Source organism: Sporomusa acidovorans (assembly GCF_900101845.1).
GTDB classification, from domain to species: domain Bacteria; phylum Bacillota; class Negativicutes; order Sporomusales; family Sporomusaceae; genus Sporomusa; species Sporomusa acidovorans.
In genome coordinates, this window is sequence record NZ_FNAM01000002.1 from 38,360 (window position 1) to 55,412 (window position 17,053).

Consider the following 17,053-nt stretch of genomic DNA (forward strand, 5'->3'; position numbering starts at 1 on the left):
CTTATACTGCGTCTTCACCGGCTTCGCCGGTACGAACCCGAATAGCATCCAGCATGGGCATGACAATAATCTTTCCGTCTCCCACCTTATGTTCGGTACGGTTAGCCTGCATGATGGCCTCCACGATCCTGGGCACATCTTCATCATGAGCCAATATGGTAAATAAGCGCCGCGGGAACAGCCGGTGCCCATCCAAAAAGCCGTCAATCAGCATTTCCGCATCCGGTTCATCGGCACCGGCCATAGCCATCATTGCCGCTTTGCGCTCAGCTACAACAGCCGGATCATCAACCAGCCTGCCCCGCCCCATGACTTTGAAGGCTGTAAAACCGGCTACTCCGGCTTCTACCAATGCTTTCTTGGTAGCGCTTGTTTTATTCATGCGCACAATGGCTAGAATCTCTTGCATGGTACAGCCTCCTTTATAGTTCCTTCATGCCGCTCGATACTGTGTATACCTCAGAAACCGGCGTTACAAAAATTTTACCGTCGCCATAGGCGCCTTTTTCTCCTGTTTTCGCCGCATCCATAATCACTTTGATAATTTCTTGTTTATATTCGGCCCGCACCGCCATTAACAGCAGCGTTTTGGGTATTTCATCATAAACAACTCCGCCGATTTTGATCCCCTTTTGTTTGCCGCGCCCCACAACATCAACGACGGTAACGGCGTTAAATCCGGCTTGTGACAGTTCGGCCAGCACTTCATCTTTTTTCTCCGGTCTAATAATGGCTCTGATCAATATCACAACATTCACTCCTTCTTTTTTCGTCGTTTCGTTTAGGCAATGGCATCAAGGAAACCGTGCTGCATCATGAGTTCTTCCAAACGGTCCTGGGTCATGGGTTTGGGAATAACAAACATCTTATTTTCGTCAATGGCTTTAGCCAAGGCTCGATATTCATTGGCCTGATTGGCTGCCGGGTCAAAATCAATCACTGTCTTTTTATTAATCTCTGCCCGCTGTACCAGGTTGTCGCGCGGTACAAAATGAATAAGTTGCGATCCAAGTTCTTCGGCAAATGCTTGCAATAGGGGTAATTCATTGTCTACTTTCCGGCTGTTGCAAATAATGCCGCCCAATCGAACCTTGCCGGAAGAAGCGTATTTTTGAATGCCTTTGGAAATGTTATTGGCGGCATATAAAGCCATCAATTCGCCTGAGGCGACAATATAGATTTCTTCGGCTTTGCCTTCCCTGATCGGCATGGCAAAGCCGCCGCAAACAACGTCGCCAAGTACGTCGTAGAACACATAATCAAGTTCGTCCGTATAAGCGCCCAGCGATTCCAGCATATTTATGGAGGTAATAATCCCCCGGCCTGCGCAGCCCACCCCGGGCTCCGGTCCACCGGATTCCACACAGCGGGTGCTTTTGAAACCTGTTTTTAAAATATCTTCAAGATCAATATCATCGCCTTCGTCACGCAGTGTGTCAAGCACCGTCTTTTGACAAAGGCCGTTTAAAAGCAATCGCGTCGAGTCAGCTTTTGGGTCACAGCCAACCACCATAATTTTTTTGCCGGCTTCGGCTAATGCCGCAACCGTGTTTTGCGTAGTAGTCGATTTACCAATTCCGCCTTTACCATAAATAGCAACCTGTCTCATTGTAAACTTCCTCCCTATTTTTTAATGAGAATTCCGGCTTGGCGGGTTTATCGGTTGAAAAATGTTAGCATGTAGAATATAATGGACGTAGCATATCAAATAAACCCTTGCCACCCGCTTGGGATTTTGCGATTTGCTGCGGCTTCACGGGTACGACCAATACACGTGAGGCCTTTATTTTGTTTGGAAGACAACCACCCCCCTTACCCTAAAAAAAAGACAAAGCCTACCCCAGTAGGTTACTGTGGTAAGCCTCATTGCTTAAAGAAATCTATTATATTGGGTTAAAACTGTGCCCAGAAACACAAAAAACCATGGACAGAATACTCTGATCCATAGCCTCATCGCTGATAACTATTATCTTGTATACACACTATACCACAGATAAAACCCACCTGCAATAGCTCCAAATAATTTTTGAAAATTAAGTTTTCTACAATTCATGCCGTTCTGTAATTTCCATTGCATTTCCACTAACATCCGGCTATAATTTTAATGAACTGCAATCTACCTTACACGGCAGATTGCAATATTCAAGAATGGAGGCTTTACCTTATGACATCTGCCAATGATGAAGTGCATGAGTTGCTGGCCGCCATTGTATCTTCTCTCAATAACACTCTGTACGATCTTTCCACAGAATGTGAAAGAAATGACAGTAAGGTAACAGCCAAGCGCCTGGAATATTCCCGGCAAAAGGTTATGAGTGCTTGGGAAGTATACAACCAAAAGCGAGCCAGCAAATAACGGGTTATAACAGCCTTAAGTTAAACCGCTAAAGCGTAAAGAAGCTTAATGGGTCATCGTGCCCATTAAGCTTCTTTGTTTTGCTATAACTTGTCAAACACGATATCTTTAACAACTTCTCCCGCAATAATAAGCCCTGCCACTGAAGGTACAAACGAAATGCTGCCGGGTATTTGCCGCCGCGTCGTGCATTTACGTGTTGTCCCTTGCGGACAAATGCAGCCCAGACTACAGCTGGAACTCTCTGTCTCCTTAGGCGTAAGCGGGGGTTCTTTCGAATAAACTACCTTTAAAGAGGGAATCCCTCTCTTTCTTAGTTCCTGACGCATGACCTTGGCCAACGGACACACCGAGGTCTGATAAATATCCGCCACTTCAAACCGGGTTGGGTCCAGCTTATTGCCGGCTCCCATCGAAGAAATAACTGGAATGTTTTTGGCTTTTGCCCTGACAATGAGATCAAGCTTGCCGGTAACCGTGTCAATGGCATCAACAATATAACTATAGTCGTCGGCCAGCAGCCTTTCCGCCGTATCCGGCAGATAGAATTCCTGAAAAACAGTAACTTCTGCCTTAGGGTTTATCTCAAGAATACGTTCACGCATAACCGCTACTTTTGGCTTACCGATTGTCTTTCTGGTTGCATGCAGTTGCCGGTTAATATTAGTCAGGCAAATACAATCATCATCAACCAGCACAAACTTACCTACACCTGAGCGCACCAGGCCTTCCACAACAAATGTGCCCACACCGCCGATACCAAAAACCGCGACCTTGCTTTGCGCTAGTTTTTCTAGGCCCTCTGTGCCAATTAATAATTCTGTCCGGGAAAATTCATGCAGCATCTATTGTCACCCTTTATAGCATTAGTTTGGCATTTTATTAGTGTAACAAAATTCCCCAGACTGGTCAATAACCTTACCACTTACTTGCGGGAAATACGAGGTTTAATGGTTTTACCACACTTCGGGCAAACATGGTTGCCCTCCTGATCGACTTCCATTGTAGCCCCACATTGAACATGCACCAGCATTCTGCCACCTCCTAATTTAATACCACAATAAACAGTATATGATGTTAAAAGAAAATTAGACCGGTGTTAAATATTTTCTTGTGGATTTTTACGGATAAGCCGCTATACTAATGAGCGTTTTTACCATTTACTCGCACCTTGCCTGCAAATTTATAGAAATATTGCTTAATTTTTTCGCCTATTTCTACGATATAAATAATAAGTAACTGTTAAACAGCATCCCGCTTACGCGGTAAAACCATAATGCATTGTCCTTTACTAGTTACCCAGGAAGTTGATCCGGCTGTTGATTGACGAAACATTCCGTAAATGGTATGCTCATCCTCTAGATAAGCGCAGGAGGCGAACAAGAATGGATATTGCCGCACTTGCCACAATGTCCTCACAAATGAATATTAGTACCCAGGCTGATATACTTGTATTAAAAAAAGCTATGGATACGACGACAGAACAAAGCAATGGTCTGCTTCAGCTTATGAATACAGCGTCGCCCGCTGTTTCCCCGCCTAATTTGGGTAATAATATTGATATTTCCGTATAAATAAAAAGCTTCTGAGCACAACTCAGAAGCTTTTTTAGCAAACCATCGGTTTAGAACAAGGAGGTTCTTATGAATAAGGTATATGCGCTTATTGGCCCACCGGCTTCGGGTAAAACCAATATTTTACAGGAACTTGCACATTATGCCATTCCTGAAATGGTTAGCCATACGACCCGTAAGCCAAGACCTGACGAAAAACATGGTGTTCATTATTACTTTGTTAGTAAGGATGAGTTCCAAAAATACGAACTTATCGAGCGCGTAGAATACTCGGGAAATCTCTACGGCCTAAGCAAAACGGAAGTATTGGACAAAGTCAAACGGTGTCCGGTAAGCATGGTAGCTACCGAAACAAACGGGCTCACCCAACTTAAAAAATTATTGGCTAACCGGCTTGAATCGATCTTTATCATGGTTGATTATGACACTGTCATTGCCCGGATGATAAACCGGGGGGATGATAATACACTAATTAACCGTCGTATTGAATATGCCAACCGTACCGGCGAGTTCAACCAATGGAATACGGCCAATTATGTTGTAAAGAATACGGGAGCGTTGGCGGTCGCAGTCCGGCAGGTACTGGCGATTATCGGCAAAGTTACCCTGCCAGATAAAGTAGACTTAGCTTCAGATGGGGTTTTAACCCCATCTGAAGCTAAGTCCCAGGATAAAAGCGTATAGGCCAGACCGGACTTGCGGGATATAAATAAGACTTGGCACAAGCCAAGTCTTATTTATTTGATTTTCGCGATTGCCACGCTCAGTCATTTACCTCAACTTCCAGGGCAAAACGGGGTACCTGCTTGCCAGCCACTTCCACCGTCTCGCAAAACATGGTCTTGGGCCTAACCCATAACCCGTATTTACCGTACAGCGCCCGGTAGACAATCAAGGGTTCCATGGTTTCACTATGGCAAGCCTCACCGATAACCTGATACAAATTTCCTTTATAATGACGGTATATTCCTGGTTTTACTTGTAATTTTCTCTCTTCAGGCATGAGTACCCTCCTTTCGTTAATGCAGGATGGGAGACAGCTTTTTATAAACTAATAAAGTAATTACCGCTACCATTATACCTTTAAGCAGATTAAACGGCACGATAGCAAAGACGATAAATGTTTTGAGGTCAACAATCAGCGGATTGACTGCCCGTCCCATGTTAATAATAGCCTCAGGGGGAAAGTGCAATGCTGATTGATATAACGGGAGAAGAACCCAATAATCGACAGCCGCCGCCACCAACGTCATAATGACTGTTCCGGCAGCAAGGGCTATAACGGCCCCGCTGCGATTTTTCTTATAACGATAAATAAAAGCCGCCGGAACCACAAACCCTGTGCCAACCAAAAAATTGGCGATCTCGCCGATTCCCGCGGTTTGGGTGCTGCTTACATGTAAAATATTTTTTACCAGCACGATCAAACACCCGGCCAGCGGTCCTATGGCAAAAGCACCAATAATAGCCGGTATGTCACTAAAATCCAATTTCAAAAAAGTCGGCATAAAAAGCACGGGAAAGTCCATTAACATTAAAATTGTAGCCGCACTTGCCAAAATAGCGACTCTTGTCATGTAAGCCATCTTACTATGCACGAACTTACTACCCCTCCATTAGAAAAACCGCTAACACCGAAAAAGCAAACTTTCGATTAATGCAGCAATTGTGATTGATCAGCCGTAATATGCAAAGCCTCACCAACAAAACCGGCCAACACTGTTTCCATAACGGTCTCATGTACGGCCATAATATCTTCCATTTCCAAGCCGTGCCGCAGGTTCATATATTCAAATACCTGAGCTAATCCTTCCGAATAAACCTCCTGGGCCTCAGCCGGCAGCTTGCCCCTAAGCACATCATAATAAAGCACCCCATAACGTTTGCTGATATCCTGCAAATGAAGGGCCAGCAAATAACGATAATCATCAATCATATCCATCATGCTAGTTTCTCTCCCTTTTAAATCCATAAGTATCAGAATATCTTCAATCACCAATACAATTTATTATATAGTTCGCAATGAATTGCTAAAATTCCTACATAGTTTTTTCTATTGCCTTAGAAATATAACCTACCATACCGCCCAGCTGGGTGAAAACGACAAAAGCCTCCTGGGCGACATCAGGCTGTGGATGAAACGCTAAATTGCGGCTTATTTGACAAAAAAAGACTGCCCTACAGCTTTTAACTATAGGGCAATATTATTAGCCATTTACGATTTCATGGATTAATAGAACCTTTAACCAGGAAGTAAAAAATTCATCTTTCGTCTCATAACCTCGATCATCGTCACGAAGGAGAACGAAGCTTCCATTGCGCATAAAGCCAACGCTGACGAGTTCATCTGAATCATCATAGAACAAAATAGCATCATGGATGCGTCTTCCCTGATAGTAAAATTTCCTGCCATGATCCTGCCATTTATAAGCATGTAATCCGGGAAAACGCTCACTCAGCCGGCGGTCATAGATCCGTTCCAAACCAGGATTGGCTCGTCCTATTCGATCTCTGTGTTCGTGCCAAGCAAACGGCATTGTCCGCGCCGGTACATATTGTACTCTTTGCCATCTGCCGTTGTTGAAATGGTTCTTTGACCAATCATGGTGCTGCTTGGCGCTAACGCTGGAACCCATTGCCAATACAAAAACCGCAAGAACTAAAAGTACTATTTTCTTCACTGTCTCATCCCTCCTTTTGTAGTAATTTTATCCACGACCTATGACAAAATTGTGACAATCCGCTAGGACTTAAGGTTCAACTTGGTGAATCTATATACACGAGTTTACCGGCGGGTAGTATTATACATACCTTATTCGGCTTTTAATCTCAAATTTATTTTTATAGGAGGAATCGTCTTGAAAAAATACCCTGTTATAACCAAATTGATCTTGCTGCTTATCCTGGTCCTATGTATAGCCTTGCCTGTGCAAGCCGTTTTTTCGGCATACACTAATGTTGACAAAGTAAACATGTTTTCTGAGCCAACCCCTTCCGCTACCGTTGTTGAGGTTTTAAAAATTGGCGATATTGTTAAAGTACTTGATAAATCTGAAGACGGCGAATTCTGGAGAGTAGAACACAAAGGGCATCATGGCTGGATAAAAAGTTACCAGTTAAGTCCAAAAGATCACCGCTATTAGAAGCGGCAGAGTCCTGTCTAAATGCTGCGGCACAACAAGGAAACTTCGATGATAGCAGAGCCAATAGGAGAAAATGCTTGCTATTGATAGCTAAAGGGCCAGGATTGGCCCCGTAACCATGACACAACTAAAAAGCGGCTCTAACTTTGAACAGACTGGCCGGTCAAAGTTAGAACCGCTTTTTTCTTTTTATTACCCATCGATGTGTTACCATCGGTCAGTCCTAAATAAATTATTATACACTACCATTACAATACCGCTAAAGCATAGACCTAAAACACCCAAGGCGCACAACGAAAATAAATAATCAATCATTTTCCACAGCCTCCCATGTTTTAGTTTCCTAATAAAAGGATAACACACTATGTAAAATAATTCCACGGACAAAAGTCCTAATTTTTTAGTATTTATCGCCTATATCGACAAAATCCTACTCTTTATACCGAAATTTGGTAATCACCAATAGCCTTGTATAGTTTAATTTCCATATTTATAGGCAAATTCCATCTCCTGTCATACTTTTGTCACATTTTAATGGTATTCTTTGGGTAAACCGAAAGCATAATCCTTATTTCTTTCATTGGCCGTACTGGACTGCTTCCGGTATGTGGGTGTATACTTTTTTTTATATAACCCAATATGATCTTAAGGGAGGATTCTCTATGAAAAAGAAAATACTAACTATGCTTGCAGGAACTATGTTGGCTACAAGTGTCAGCTTTGCTGCTCCTATAACTGACTTACAGCAAGGTCAAACTTCGATTGGTTACAACCACTATAACTTGTCCCACGATATGGACGACGATAGTTTCTACCTGGAAAGTGCTGTAAGCAATAAATTTATTCTTGGGGCAGAAAGAAATTCCTACGATGGCTTCCATTCCACAGATATTTATGCTCAATACAAGCTGGATCCGAATATCCGCCTCATTGTTGGCAACCGTGACTATAGTTTCGATGGCAGCAAAATGTTTTACGGTATCGGCGGCGTCGCCAACTTAGCTCCTAAACTGGATGGCTATGCTGGGGTGACAACAAGCAGTGTCTTTACAGAGTGGCAAACAGGCCTCAATTACAAACTGGATAACCAATTAGCACTTCATCTTGGCTATAAATCCACTAATTATGATGATGGCCCCACCGACGACGGAATAGGCTTCGGCGCAAGCTATAAGTTCTAAGCTTGTTAAAAATAATCTAGGCTTAAAGACTCAATAACCGATCATAATAAAACTACCAGAAAAAGTCTCTTACCGACTTTGCTGGTAGTTTTTTATTTATAGTATCACCTGTCCGGTAACTCTTTCGCAACTCGCGAATATAGTATATCAACAAAACAAGAGCCGGGGGATGAATATGAAATATGAAGATCTTGACGATATGCTTATTTTCATCATACTGCTCAACTTGCTCGGCAACTTTCTCACTCTGTTCGCCGCTCTATTTCAGCAAAGATGTGATAAAAAGAAAGATCACGAACAGGAAGAATCTAAAGAAAAATTTAAGCGGGAACTTGCTGATTTACATACTCGGATAGCTTCCTTGGAGAAAGAATTAGGCTCTGCCGCAAAAATCAAATATAACCCTAGCCATTGACATTGTCACGCAATTCATCCCGCGTATATGCATCGTCCCTAAGGTTACTCCACTTCTGGTTATTAGCATCCTCCTGGCAAAATTGCAAATACAAATCCGCTACAGCGATGGCTGCCTGCTGCTCACGTATCGTTAAGCCGGCGTTAACGGCGATAGCCGCCATTTCCCTGCCCACGGTTGACACAAGCTCCTGTCGTTTTGACGGTAAAAGCCCAATAATTGCCGGAACTGACTGCGCAAGTTCGATTTGCTTTGCCTTTAAATTCATTAAGCTTCTCCTCCCAAATCACTATATATAACGTACTAAATTTAGTGTAACACTAATTTATTGGAATTTAGTTTACTTAAGCCATCAGACTCTGCTCCCGGCTTCTATATCCGTTATGCCCAATAAAAAAAAATACCCGTGACCGATTTCGGCAACGGGCTGTTTTCAACAGCACTATATATGTATATGTTAACGGAGACGTGCGGAATTTATTGTCCGAGGGGGAGGCCCGCACGTCTTCCGTAGTTTTTTAACTCGTTAAGCTAAGTATAACTATTTATTTTTAGAATTCTTTTAGAAAACTTTAGCAAATGATATAATCAGATCTATATACAGCATGTTAAAGATTTTTTAATAACTCGCAAATTTATTATACGAGGAGTGATTCAAATGGACACAAACTATCGAATCGCTTATAACAAAGGCTGGCAAGACGTCAAACAAAAAGATCCTGTGCAAATCGCTGCCCAGATGGCAGTTACTTATTTACCTGATACCCAGCAATTCATCGTCCCCTTCCTTAACCAAAACTACCTGTTAGATCTAAAGCAAGAAACGATTGCATGCCAAGCGGATGGAAAAACGCCTGAGATTGAAGCGGCAATTTTGCTGCTTCATTACCTGTCTTTCTTTCAGAGCAAGGCAGAAGTGACAAACAAATGGGTAAGCCTTAAAGAAATCCCTCATGGCGGCAGCCTATTTTATCCCGCATTCCATAAAACAGCAATCCATGATTTAATTACTGCGTTTGGCCAGCAACCGCAGCTGTTGCACAAGTGCGCCCCCATCCTGGGCGGACAAGCAGCAACCTTTGGTGATGCCTCCGCTATATTCCAAGTTTTTCCCAAAATACCGTTATGTGTGATTATCTGGGAAGGCGATGAAGAGATTGCCGCCAATGCCACCTTATTATTTGATCCGTCTATCACCTACCTTTTGCATATTGAAAGTGTAATCGGGTTGGGAGGATATCTTGCCAAACGGCTTGTCCGCCTGGCTGTCCCGCAAAAAGCATCTTACATCCAGGCCTGATTAAACAACTTAGCACTTCCTCGGCCACAACAGCAAAGCCACGTCCCTGTTCGCGCGCGCGCCGCCTCAATGGCGGCATTCAAAGCCAACAGGTTTGTCTGGCTGGCAATACCCGCAATAGCATCCACGATCTGCCCGATCTCCTTGGAGCGTTCCCTTAATTTCGCAACTACCTCAGCCGATTTGGTGACAGTTTGTTCGATTTGCGTCATTTGCGCCACTGCCTGATCCACCGACTTATTGCCTTCCTGCGCTTTGCTGGCCGCCTGAATGGATTGTCCCGATATCTCATTGGTATTGGCGGCAACTTGCTGGATACTGGCGGACCTCTGCTCAATCACCGCAGAGGTTCATTAACAGAATTCAACTGTTCTTCGGAGCCTTTTGCCACGTCGGTAATCGAACCCGCAATTTGACCGGCGGCCTGGGCCGACTGATCAGCACTGGCCGTCAGTTCCTCCGAAGCAGCCGCCACTTGTTCGGCCGATTCACTCACCTGTTTCATCATGCCGCGAACACTGCTGCGCATATCGGCTAAAGAATCCGCCAATTGACCGAATTCGTCTCTACTGGCAAAGCTACGCGGTTTATCCCGAAAGTCCCCCGTAGACAGCTCCCGGCTAAAAGCTAACAGTACATTTATCGGGTTGATGATCAGCCTGGAGATATAAAAACCGGTCAGCATTAACAGTAAGCACGCTACCAACTGTATTCCGAGCATCCATCTTTTTGCATGCTCAAAATCCACGTCATTCTGATTGTTTATCTGATCCGCCCTTTTGGTATTATACTCCGCCAGTGCCAATAGCTGCTGATTAAAGGCGTCCAGTTGGGGAACGACTTGCTGCCTATATACCTCATATGCCTCTGTTTTTCGGTTCTGCATTGCCAGTTGAATCAACCCACCCCTGTCTTGTCTATAAGCTTGCAGCAACGTCTTAAGCTTGTTTAAATTTTCAACCTCAAATGAATCCAGTTTTGTTTTTTCATACTCAGACAAGTTGGCATTAAATTTTTCCGCAAGGTTGTCTATATCGGCCTTAAGTTCCCGGTTTCGCTTATCGTCAGCGGTAATAACCAGTTCCAATAAATCAGCCTGAATTGCTTTAACGTAGCTTCTATTCTCATTTAGTGCCGCAATTGGCAGAAGCATATCCGTATACATTCCGGTCATATCCTCGTTGGCTTTCAGCAAATAATGATAGTCACTATAACTGATGATACCCAAGGATAATAACGCAATCAATACCAAAATTCCGAGTTTGAAACTTATTTTGATGTTATTAAGAACTTCATTTCAATATCCTCCTGTTTATTATTTGTCATGACCTCTGGGTAACACTGGCAGCTTTTTATGTTTGGCATGTGCAGCCCTTTCGCATCCCCCATCCCTCCTTTCAGTTATACCCCCGGATAATGAAAAAAAGGCCGACTAGCCCCTTGGGGCTGTCGACCTTTTTCTGACCTGTTAGTTTCAGAACATTGGATCATTGTGCGAGCCTATTAAATTTTTAGTTTTTAATAACATTGAGTGTTGCTTGCTGAAAACAGGCTAATTGACCCGGATTAACTTAACCACAAACTTTTGAAGACATCAAGGTATCGCCGTTTACGGCAAATTCTCCTGACGAAAAAACAAAGGAAATACTGCTATTATTCTCTATGTCAATGATATTTATATTGTTGGTAGTCACACCGTCAGCCAAATAAATTGAGGTAAAGGCTTCATGCAGATTATGTTCGGCAATTCTCTCAACGCATTTGGCATTAGACAGGCTTTTTGCCGCAAATAACCTGTCACCTCTTGATAGCAAGCCTTGTATCAAATAAACCATAAAACCCGGCCTCATCAGTATCGCTTTTGTTCTCTCCGGTCCTCTGCCGGTAAGATAGCGGAGTTTTTTTGCCAGCAAGCCTGCCTGTTGCTCCACTATGCTTTGACCTTCGGTATCAAGCTTACCGAAAGTCGGTTTTTCAAAAATGGTGATAATAAACAATCGATACTGGCCATCCAAATAAATTTATAATCCAAATAAAGAATCGTCTGCCGATATTGTTGTTCAAATTCCCCATAAAAGTATTTTCGGATAATATTTCGAATAAGTGGCCGTGCCTCTGACTCTCTCCGCTGTATTACAGGGGGATAGCCGATTTCCTGAAAAAATTCAGTTTCCCAATAGGGCAGCCAACCGCATCCATAAGCCTGATATTTGCCCTGGTTACTATTGATTTTACTTTTAAAGGAAATAAATGATGTTGGTAACGCAGCTCGTCTAGGCGCCGCTGCGAGGTTTTTATCTCATCTTCTTCCCGAAATATGTTCACAAAGGTTCCACCGTTCAAAATTGAGTTGTATATTTTTAGCTTATTCGCCAAAAGATTACAAATTCCTTTAGGAATAAATATTTTTAATATTGTAAATATTGCTTTTTAAAACGATACTATCTTTTTTCGCAAGATAGTAAATAAAATAGTGCAACAAGGAAAAAATGTTAATTTTTCAGTTTTTGAGCCTTATTATTAATGAGTATTAATAATTTTTTTAAAATTGTTAATTTTGCGGAAGGACTTTTTCTGTTAAGCGCGAATGGTACTACCATACATTATTTGCAAAATTATGTCGAACTCCCTTCGTTTTTATGTTACTATATTCGACAAAAATTAACGTATAATTTTTTCAACGGGCATAAAGTCCATTTTATGCTGCGCCGTCTTTGTAATTTCCTGAAAAATCAGTCTTTTTATTTAAAAGACCAAGGGAACCCTTGATTTTTTTGCATCCCGGCTATCCGGGATAGTACTGGCAAAGGAGGTCAACTATTACATCAGCTGCGAACAATAACTAAGAAGGGGAGTGTTTCAGTAAAAATGAAAAGAAAAGTCATCTGTATGCTCGTATTCTGTATGGTTATGGTTATGGGATTTGCCTCAGCCGCACAAGCTGCTCCCGTCGTAAACTTGGAAAAAGCCAAAAAGATGATTTCCGCCGCTGAGCAAAAGGCACTGAAAATCGGTTGTCCGATGGTCATTACCGTTGTTGACGAAGGCGGAAATATGGTTGCTCAGCATCGCATGGACGGAGCACTGTTAGCCAGTATTGATATTTCTCACGGCAAAGCCTATACTGCAGTGGCTCTCAAAATGTCTACTGAAAAGCTTGCTACTTTAACTCAACCTGGCCAGATGTTGTTTGGAATTAATACGACTGATAAAGGACGAATTGTAATTTTTGGCGGCGGTCTGCCGATTATGGAAAATGGTCAGATAGTCGGCGGAATTGGTGTCAGCGGCGGTTCAGTGGAACAGGATGTTTCTGTTGTAACGGCAGGGCTGGCCGCTTGGTAAAAAACTGAAAAAACATGTAGGAAATACCGGCCTGAGCTTTTTGTGCTCAGGCCATTTATTTTAACTGCTCATTCAACAGCAAGATTCCTTTTTTTATTTCAGCTTCCGCCAAATGCCCATACCCAAGCAATAACTTGTTCAAATGGGCTCCTTTTTGAATACTGTGAACATCAACCGGGGTAATATAAATCCCCTGTTTTTTACAGTGCCTTACAAAGTTCTGATCAAAGTTCATGCCAGGAAACTCTAATACAAGATGCAGGCCTGCCGCGTCTCCCCACACGTACCAGCTTTTATTTACAAGTTCTTTTAAGGATTGAAGCAGCGCCTGCCGGCGCTGCCCATAGAGTTGCCGCATTTGCCGCACATGCCGGTCAAGTCTGCGGGTACGCAGGAATTCAGCAAGAGCAGCTTGTTCAAACAGGGGATTTTGAACATCCGCGTATGTCCGCAGATACCGCCAGCGAAGATGTAACTGCCGTGGCAGAATTACATAGCCAATGCGCAGCGCGGGAAATAGAATTTTGCTGAAGGTGCCCACATAGATAACCCGTTCCGGAGCCATGGAATAGAGCGGAGCAATCGTTGGACCAATATAACGAAATTCGCTGTCATAGTCATCTTCAATTATGTACATATCATTGTTTAGCGCATACCGTAGTAATTCCACCCGGCGGCTGGCGGGAAGAATCCCCCCAAGGGGAAACTGGTGGGAAGGGGTTACATAGGCTGCGCATAAGCCATTCCCTTCAGTAAGACCCTTGGTCTGAAGCCCCTGCCTGTCAACCATAACCGGCCGAATTCTGAATCCTTTTCCCTGAAAAACCCGCAGCATACCGCTATGGCAGGGATCTTCAACCAGTATCTCCCGCCCGCGGCCGTACAGTAACTCTGCCAGTAGATGCAGCGCCTGCGTAGCTCCGGCGGTAATGAAGATATCCTGCGGACAGACGGTGATCCCCCGGCTTCTAAACAGCCATGCCGCAATTTCCTCACGCAGTGCCTTTAAGCCGTCAGGTCCCGTATAACCCCATTGCTCGTACAGGGCATCTTCCGCCGATTTACGCAGCAATCGCAGCCACAAATGTCTGGGAAACCGCCGTAAATCCGGTTGGCCTGTCCGGAAGTTAGCTGTATATTCATTGACAGAACGCATTTTTTCCACGGAGTGTCCGGCTGCCGGCAGATTACCGAGATACAGCCCGTCAGCTACCCGGGTTGCCGAACCCTGCCGGCTCACAGTATAGCCCTCGGCCGCTAACATTTCATAGGCTTCATAAACAGTATTGCGGGAAACGGCTAGCTGTTTTGCCAGTTCACGGGTTGATGGCAATACTTCACCTGACCGGAGATGCCCTTCAGTCATTTGTTTACGTAAGCATTGATAAATCTGGCGGGACAAAGAAACCTCTCCCTGGCGCTGTAGTTCTATTCCCAGCATAAAAGCCTCCAATTGGCCCAATAAAAATAACAAGAAACTGGTTCTACTACCGGGCCACCGTATTTGTTACCATTATATCATAGTTACAAATACTGAAAATTTATTTTGGAGCTGAGGACCATGAACCAGTATGGAGGCCATATATTCTTAATGGGAGCCTTTGCCTTGGCCGGTACGTCCGTAGTGGCCGGCCGGTTAGTCACAACAACATTGGGAACCTTTACAATAGCAGCAGCCAGTTTGTTTTTTGCCTTGCTGGGATTACTGCCTGTCTGTGGCCGGACACTTGCCATAACCTTTCGGAGAATGTCCAAGGGCGACTGGCTGCGCCTAATGATGCAAGCCTTATTTGGCATCTTTTTATTCAGGATGTTTTTATTGCAAGGCCTGCTGCGAACCAGTGCCGGCGAAGCAGGGATACTAACCGGTACAACCCCGGCAGTTACGGTAGTGCTTGCCCGATTACTGTTAAAAGAACCGATCGACAAACTGCGTTTTTGCGGCCTGGTCAGCACGGTTACAGGCATATTGCTCATCCAAGGATTATTTTCTTCCACCCTCCGCTTCTCTGGAGAACATTTTATTGGCAATGTCCTGGTACTGTGCGCAGCCGTATGCGAGTCATTCTTCAATGTAATATCCCGCATGGGCACTATCAAAGCCTCCTTACGGCAAGCGGCGGAACTAAATCCTATCGACCAAACTACGCTTGTCGTCTTGATTGCTTTATTGCTCTGTCTTGGTCCCGCATTATATGAACGGCCTGCTGCCGCATTACAGACACTGGGAATCACCGGCTGGTTGGCCTTAATCTGGTACGGTCTGTTCGTCACTGCGTTGGCTTTTATTCTTTGGTATGCCGGCATCAACCGCTGTGATGCTTCACTGGCAGCAGCCTTTTCCGGCATGATGCCGTTCACTGCCTTACTTTTGTCTATCCTGATACTGCAGGAAGAGCCCGGCTGGCAGCAATGGCTGGGCGGATTTATGATTGTGTCCGGCATGATACTGACCGGCCTGAACCCGGCCAATAGCAAACAAACGTGCAACCATCTACAAGCTAATTAGCAAATAAACGGTGTAGATCAAGGGGCTGTCTCAAAGGAAATTGAATGGTTCCTAAGTTTTTTGGAAAAGCTGGTCATGTTCAAGGCAAATTAGAAGATGTTTCAACCGGAAAGCTTGTTGTTGAAACCACCAATTCTTCCGCCATTTTTTTAAAACCTATACGGTTAGCCAATCTTAATGAATTATTATTCAATAGATCAACCCAATAAATAGGCAATACATTATTTTGGAAACACCATCTTGCAGCTTCCGAAACTACCAATTTACCATATCCTAGATTTCTATATTCCGGTACAGTATTAACAACAATATTACCGCCACTAAAATCAATATTTGATATCTCTGCCCAGGACAATATTCTATTTTCATAAATATATACAAAAACTCGTCCTTTATGTACAAGTTCTTCTATTATATTCCATTTGTTCTCTTTATAGGTTTTACTGTTAGCTTTATTCCCTGAATTCAAAAAGATATTTTTATCATCCTTTGTTAATTGTCTAACTTGATTAGATTGCAAAAATTTCAAGTCATTATCTACTGCTAATCTGGCCATTTTTCTAATGCTATAATTAGCAAATTTATCTTTGAAAAAATCATCTATTTTCTTTATAAGTCCTTCATTTATCCTTTGGTATTTTTCTGTATCAATATACGCTTTAAATTCTTTATACAAATGAGGCGCTATTGAAAAAATCAATTTTTTTCTGTTAACAATAATAAGATGTTGAAAAAAATATCTAGCTAAAGGTTTGTTTCTTTGATCGCACGCATAAATTTTATGATATCCATTTGAGGTATTAACTCCTAAATATTTATTGTAATAGCAAAAAAACTCTTTGGTCAAATGATCATCTCCTATTCAAATCTATCGTTAATAATTTAAGCTCCTATTATAAAGAGCCGCATATACGTTATTTTTAGTTAACAATTCCTTATGAGTCCCCTGCTCAACTACTTTCCCGTCTTTCAACACAAATATTATATCGCATTTTTCTATAGCATTTAATCTATGTGCTATCATAACGGAAATTACATTTTGGGGCAATTTGCAACCAATAAAGATTTACCGGCAGGGTGTTAGTAAGTTACTATATACAACGTGCTAAAGAATTTTGCAGGCGGGTGGTGTGTTGGCAAAAGCGGAAGTCAAACGTCAGTGGTGGAGCGTTGTCAATACATCACCCGCCTGTGCCTGCAAACTTCTTAAATGCGGAATATATAGTACCT

General features: G+C 43.1%; 24 protein-coding genes. 9 read left to right on the forward strand and 15 right to left on the reverse strand.

Going from position 1 to position 17,053, the window contains the following annotated elements; translation table 11 throughout:
* Position 1 precedes the first annotated feature (1 nt).
* The 3 genes from BLR65_RS02375 to nifH are packed head-to-tail and all read right to left on the reverse strand — an operon-like array spanning position 2 to position 1,609.
* Positions 2-409, reverse strand: coding sequence for a P-II family nitrogen regulator (locus tag BLR65_RS02375; protein ID WP_093792111.1), 408 nt, complete (start codon positions 407-409; stop codon positions 2-4).
* A 13-nt stretch (positions 410-422) separates the two neighbouring features.
* Positions 423-749, reverse strand: coding sequence for a P-II family nitrogen regulator (locus tag BLR65_RS02380; protein ID WP_093792113.1), 327 nt, complete (start codon positions 747-749; stop codon positions 423-425).
* Between the two features lie 32 nt (positions 750-781).
* Positions 782-1,609 (reverse strand): nitrogenase iron protein, encoded by an 828-nt coding sequence (gene nifH, locus BLR65_RS02385; RefSeq protein ID WP_093792115.1) that lies wholly within the window; start codon positions 1,607-1,609, stop codon positions 782-784.
* A 555-nt stretch (positions 1,610-2,164) separates the two neighbouring features.
* Between nifH and BLR65_RS02390 the strand changes: the two genes are divergently transcribed.
* Entirely contained in the window at positions 2,165-2,356 is a 192-nt protein-coding gene (locus BLR65_RS02390; protein WP_093792117.1) for a hypothetical protein, read from the forward strand.
* 83 nt (positions 2,357-2,439) lie between these two features.
* Here the strand turns inward: BLR65_RS02390 and BLR65_RS02395 are convergent, their stop codons facing one another.
* Positions 2,440-3,201 (reverse strand): tRNA threonylcarbamoyladenosine dehydratase, encoded by a 762-nt coding sequence (locus BLR65_RS02395; RefSeq protein ID WP_093792119.1) that lies wholly within the window; start codon positions 3,199-3,201, stop codon positions 2,440-2,442.
* A gap of 540 nt (positions 3,202-3,741) precedes the next feature.
* On the opposite strand from BLR65_RS02395, the gene BLR65_RS02400 reads away from it, so the two are divergent.
* On the forward strand, positions 3,742-3,930 hold the full coding sequence (locus BLR65_RS02400) for a YjfB family protein (RefSeq protein ID WP_093792121.1): 189 nt from the start codon (positions 3,742-3,744) through the stop codon (positions 3,928-3,930).
* Between the two features lie 69 nt (positions 3,931-3,999).
* On the forward strand, positions 4,000-4,614 hold the full coding sequence (locus BLR65_RS02405; protein WP_093792123.1) for a guanylate kinase: 615 nt from the start codon (positions 4,000-4,002) through the stop codon (positions 4,612-4,614).
* 79 nt (positions 4,615-4,693) lie between these two features.
* Here the strand turns inward: BLR65_RS02405 and BLR65_RS02410 are convergent, their stop codons facing one another.
* The 4 genes from BLR65_RS02410 to BLR65_RS02425 all read right to left on the reverse strand — a co-directional run bounded on the left by BLR65_RS02410 (position 4,694) and on the right by BLR65_RS02425 (position 6,611).
* The gene (locus tag BLR65_RS02410; RefSeq protein WP_093792125.1) at positions 4,694-4,933 is read right to left on the reverse strand and encodes a DUF1653 domain-containing protein; all 240 of its coding nucleotides are present in this window, start codon (positions 4,931-4,933) and stop codon (positions 4,694-4,696) included.
* A 16-nt stretch (positions 4,934-4,949) separates the two neighbouring features.
* The gene (locus BLR65_RS02415) at positions 4,950-5,528 is read right to left on the reverse strand and encodes an ECF transporter S component (RefSeq protein ID WP_245692327.1); all 579 of its coding nucleotides are present in this window, start codon (positions 5,526-5,528) and stop codon (positions 4,950-4,952) included.
* Positions 5,529-5,584: 56 nt separating this feature from the next.
* Positions 5,585-5,875, reverse strand: a complete 291-nt coding sequence (locus BLR65_RS02420) for a hypothetical protein (protein WP_093792129.1) — start codon at positions 5,873-5,875, stop codon at positions 5,585-5,587.
* A gap of 262 nt (positions 5,876-6,137) precedes the next feature.
* Positions 6,138-6,611, reverse strand: a complete 474-nt coding sequence (locus BLR65_RS02425; RefSeq protein WP_093792131.1) for a hypothetical protein — start codon at positions 6,609-6,611, stop codon at positions 6,138-6,140.
* A gap of 177 nt (positions 6,612-6,788) precedes the next feature.
* Between BLR65_RS02425 and BLR65_RS02430 the strand changes: the two genes are divergently transcribed.
* The 3 genes from BLR65_RS02430 (at position 6,789) to BLR65_RS02440 (ending at position 8,669) form a co-directional block, all read left to right on the forward strand.
* Complete coding sequence (locus BLR65_RS02430; RefSeq protein WP_093792133.1) at positions 6,789-7,073, forward strand: SH3 domain-containing protein; 285 nt, start codon at positions 6,789-6,791, stop codon at positions 7,071-7,073.
* A 662-nt stretch (positions 7,074-7,735) separates the two neighbouring features.
* Positions 7,736-8,254, forward strand: coding sequence for an outer membrane protein (locus BLR65_RS02435; RefSeq protein WP_093792135.1), 519 nt, complete (start codon positions 7,736-7,738; stop codon positions 8,252-8,254).
* A 175-nt stretch (positions 8,255-8,429) separates the two neighbouring features.
* Positions 8,430-8,669, forward strand: coding sequence for a hypothetical protein (locus BLR65_RS02440; RefSeq protein ID WP_093792137.1), 240 nt, complete (start codon positions 8,430-8,432; stop codon positions 8,667-8,669).
* On the opposite strand, the gene BLR65_RS02445 is transcribed toward BLR65_RS02440, so the two are convergent.
* On the reverse strand, positions 8,659-8,937 hold the full coding sequence (locus BLR65_RS02445) for a hypothetical protein (RefSeq protein ID WP_093792139.1): 279 nt from the start codon (positions 8,935-8,937) through the stop codon (positions 8,659-8,661). The genes BLR65_RS02440 and BLR65_RS02445 overlap by 11 nt on opposite strands.
* 390 nt (positions 8,938-9,327) lie before the next feature.
* Here BLR65_RS02445 and BLR65_RS02450 point away from each other — a divergent pair, with 390 nt between their 5' ends.
* Positions 9,328-9,969, forward strand: coding sequence for a DUF3786 domain-containing protein (locus BLR65_RS02450; protein ID WP_093792141.1), 642 nt, complete (start codon positions 9,328-9,330; stop codon positions 9,967-9,969).
* On the opposite strand, the gene BLR65_RS30350 is transcribed toward BLR65_RS02450, so the two are convergent.
* From BLR65_RS30350 to BLR65_RS02470, 4 genes are all read right to left on the reverse strand, one after another.
* On the reverse strand, positions 9,954-10,310 hold the full coding sequence (locus BLR65_RS30350) for a methyl-accepting chemotaxis protein (RefSeq protein WP_211285110.1): 357 nt from the start codon (positions 10,308-10,310) through the stop codon (positions 9,954-9,956). The two genes, BLR65_RS02450 and BLR65_RS30350, sit on opposite strands and share 16 nt — an antisense overlap.
* Complete coding sequence (locus BLR65_RS28895; RefSeq protein WP_281241482.1) at positions 10,307-11,248, reverse strand: methyl-accepting chemotaxis protein; 942 nt, start codon at positions 11,246-11,248, stop codon at positions 10,307-10,309. Before BLR65_RS28895 ends, BLR65_RS30350 begins: the two co-directional genes overlap by 4 nt.
* Before the next feature lie 292 nt (positions 11,249-11,540).
* Positions 11,541-11,984: a hypothetical protein gene (locus BLR65_RS02465; RefSeq protein WP_143122474.1), complete on the reverse strand. Its 444-nt coding sequence runs from the start codon at positions 11,982-11,984 to the stop codon at positions 11,541-11,543.
* 118 nt (positions 11,985-12,102) lie between these two features.
* Entirely contained in the window at positions 12,103-12,294 is a 192-nt protein-coding gene (locus BLR65_RS02470; protein ID WP_093792145.1) for a hypothetical protein, read from the reverse strand.
* Positions 12,295-12,837: 543 nt separating this feature from the next.
* Between BLR65_RS02470 and BLR65_RS02480 the strand changes: the two genes are divergently transcribed.
* Positions 12,838-13,314 carry a GlcG/HbpS family heme-binding protein gene (locus tag BLR65_RS02480; protein WP_093792149.1) on the forward strand — a complete coding sequence of 159 codons (477 nt, stop codon included), beginning with the start codon at positions 12,838-12,840 and terminating at the stop codon, positions 13,312-13,314.
* Between the two features lie 55 nt (positions 13,315-13,369).
* Here the strand turns inward: BLR65_RS02480 and pdxR are convergent, their stop codons facing one another.
* On the reverse strand, positions 13,370-14,755 hold the full coding sequence (gene pdxR / locus BLR65_RS02485; RefSeq protein WP_093792151.1) for a MocR-like pyridoxine biosynthesis transcription factor PdxR: 1,386 nt from the start codon (positions 14,753-14,755) through the stop codon (positions 13,370-13,372).
* Positions 14,756-14,875: 120 nt separating this feature from the next.
* On the opposite strand from pdxR, the gene BLR65_RS02490 reads away from it, so the two are divergent.
* Positions 14,876-15,823: a DMT family transporter gene (locus tag BLR65_RS02490; RefSeq protein ID WP_093792153.1), complete on the forward strand. Its 948-nt coding sequence runs from the start codon at positions 14,876-14,878 to the stop codon at positions 15,821-15,823.
* Between the two features lie 79 nt (positions 15,824-15,902).
* Here the strand turns inward: BLR65_RS02490 and BLR65_RS02495 are convergent, their stop codons facing one another.
* Positions 15,903-16,670: a GNAT family N-acetyltransferase gene (locus BLR65_RS02495; protein ID WP_093792155.1), complete on the reverse strand. Its 768-nt coding sequence runs from the start codon at positions 16,668-16,670 to the stop codon at positions 15,903-15,905.
* Positions 16,671-17,053 lie beyond the last annotated feature (383 nt).

What these genes read in the sequence shown, in the direction of transcription:
- BLR65_RS02375 (WP_093792111.1), bottom strand. Translation starts at nt 409, where the DNA reads ATGCAAGAGATTCTAGCCATTGTGCGCATGAATAAAACAAGCGCTACC.
- nifH (WP_093792115.1), bottom strand. Translation starts at nt 1,609, where the DNA reads ATGAGACAGGTTGCTATTTATGGTAAAGGCGGAATTGGTAAATCGACT.
- BLR65_RS02390 (WP_093792117.1), top strand. Translation starts at nt 2,165, where the DNA reads ATGACATCTGCCAATGATGAAGTGCATGAGTTGCTGGCCGCCATTGTA.
- BLR65_RS02395 (WP_093792119.1), bottom strand. Translation starts at nt 3,201, where the DNA reads ATGCTGCATGAATTTTCCCGGACAGAATTATTAATTGGCACAGAGGGC.
- BLR65_RS02400 (WP_093792121.1), top strand. Translation starts at nt 3,742, where the DNA reads ATGGATATTGCCGCACTTGCCACAATGTCCTCACAAATGAATATTAGT.
- BLR65_RS02405 (WP_093792123.1), top strand. Translation starts at nt 4,000, where the DNA reads ATGAATAAGGTATATGCGCTTATTGGCCCACCGGCTTCGGGTAAAACC.
- BLR65_RS02410 (WP_093792125.1), bottom strand. Translation starts at nt 4,933, where the DNA reads ATGCCTGAAGAGAGAAAATTACAAGTAAAACCAGGAATATACCGTCAT.
- BLR65_RS02420 (WP_093792129.1), bottom strand. Translation starts at nt 5,875, where the DNA reads ATGATGGATATGATTGATGATTATCGTTATTTGCTGGCCCTTCATTTG.
- BLR65_RS02435 (WP_093792135.1), top strand. Translation starts at nt 7,736, where the DNA reads ATGAAAAAGAAAATACTAACTATGCTTGCAGGAACTATGTTGGCTACA.
- BLR65_RS02440 (WP_093792137.1), top strand. Translation starts at nt 8,430, where the DNA reads ATGAAATATGAAGATCTTGACGATATGCTTATTTTCATCATACTGCTC.
- BLR65_RS02445 (WP_093792139.1), bottom strand. Translation starts at nt 8,937, where the DNA reads ATGAATTTAAAGGCAAAGCAAATCGAACTTGCGCAGTCAGTTCCGGCA.
- BLR65_RS02450 (WP_093792141.1), top strand. Translation starts at nt 9,328, where the DNA reads ATGGACACAAACTATCGAATCGCTTATAACAAAGGCTGGCAAGACGTC.
- BLR65_RS02480 (WP_093792149.1), top strand. Translation starts at nt 12,838, where the DNA reads ATGAAAAGAAAAGTCATCTGTATGCTCGTATTCTGTATGGTTATGGTT.
- pdxR (WP_093792151.1), bottom strand. Translation starts at nt 14,755, where the DNA reads ATGCTGGGAATAGAACTACAGCGCCAGGGAGAGGTTTCTTTGTCCCGC.
- BLR65_RS02490 (WP_093792153.1), top strand. Translation starts at nt 14,876, where the DNA reads ATGAACCAGTATGGAGGCCATATATTCTTAATGGGAGCCTTTGCCTTG.